The following is a 1,438-nucleotide window of genomic DNA, read 5'->3' as shown; positions in this document are numbered from 1 at the left end:
GAGTTAATGTCAATTCTGGTGTATGCGGGGGCAGAGCATGATCAAGCGGCAAGCGGTTGCTGAGCCGGTGCGCTTTCGATCACCGGGACGCCATCTTCGAAGGGAATGCCCTTCAGAAGCTGTTCGATTCTTTCGGCGCCGCGAATGCGACGCCACGACTGCTCAGCCGATTCGACGAGCTTGAACGCCATGCCGAGGAACGTCGCGCGCGACAGGCAGTTTCGGGCGCGGCTCGTGCGATGGCGCACGGTGGCAAACGTCGACTCGATCGGATTGGTCGTTCTCAGGTGTTGCCAGTGTTCCGCCGGGAAGTCGTAGAACGCGAGCAGTTCATTGCGGTCCCTGCTGAGCTTCTCGACAGCCTTTGGATATCTGGCGCCATATGTCGCGACGAATCGCTCGAAGGCAACGAGTGCCTCGGCACGAGTAGCGGCATTCCAGATTTGCGCCAGGTCTGTTTTCGCGCGGCCATGCTGTGCCTTCGGCAGGGCGTTGAGCACGTTGCCAATCTTGTGGAACCAGCAGCGTTGTTGCCGGGTCTGCGGGAACACTTCTTCGAGCGCGGCCCACAAGCCCATCGCACCGTCACCCGCTGCCAGCAGCGGGCCGGCCTGCAAGCCCCGGGCCTTCAGGTCAAGCAGCAGGTCGCGCCACGATGCCTTCGATTCCCGATAGCCGTCGGCGATGGCCACACGCTCCTTGCTGCCGTCGGGCTTCACGCCGATGATCACCAGCAGGCATTGGCCGTCGCTGTCCTCGCTACGTGCGCCGGTATGAATGCCGTCGGCCCACCAATAGACCCAGCGCGCGTGCTTCAGATCGCGCCTGTTCCACTGCTCGAACTCTTCGGCCCATTGCGCCTTCAGCCGCACCACGACATTCGCCGAAAGCCCCTTGGCATCATCGCCCACCAGCACGCTCAACGCCTCGCTCATGTCGCCTGTGGACACGCCGCGCAGATAGAGCCACGGCAACGCGGCCGACACCCGCGGCGAGCGGCGCACATACGGCGGCACGAGGTTCGAATTGAACTTCACGCCCGAGCCCGAGCGATCGCGCACCTTCGGCACCTGAACTTGAACCGGGCCGACAGCCGTAACGATCTCGCGCTCGGGCAAGTAGCCGTTACGCACGACTGCGCGCCGACCCTCCAGCGTCTTCACATTCGAATACCGTTCGAGCAATGCCGCCAATTCCGCCTCGATCGCCTGTTGAATGATTTGCCGCGCGCCTTGCTGGATCAGATCGTCCAGGCCCGGCGGCCCCTTCATTTCCGTTGCTGCTGCTTGACTGTTGTTCGCTTCCTGCGTACGTTTCGCCATGGTGGTGGAGCTCGGTTGCTGGTTTGTTACCCTGAGAAAGCAACATTCTCAGCCAACCGCCACCGCCTTCCTCGTATCCCCCGCCTGCCGCCGTACACCAGATCCGAGATTAGCTC

General features: G+C 62.5%; 1 protein-coding gene. It reads right to left on the bottom strand.

Going from position 1 to position 1,438, the window contains the following annotated elements:
* Nucleotides 1-41 precede the first annotated feature (41 nt).
* The gene (locus EVC45_RS44600) at nucleotides 42-1,322 is read right to left on the bottom strand and encodes an IS256 family transposase (protein ID WP_129964359.1); all 1,281 of its coding nucleotides are present in this window, start codon (nucleotides 1,320-1,322) and stop codon (nucleotides 42-44) included.
* Nucleotides 1,323-1,438: the final 116 nt, after the last annotated feature.

This window comes from Paraburkholderia sp. UYCP14C (genome assembly GCF_004197395.1).
GTDB lineage: Bacteria > Pseudomonadota > Gammaproteobacteria > Burkholderiales > Burkholderiaceae > Paraburkholderia.
Note: the sequence above shows the minus strand (reverse complement) of the source record. Positions and strands in the feature narration are given on the sequence as shown.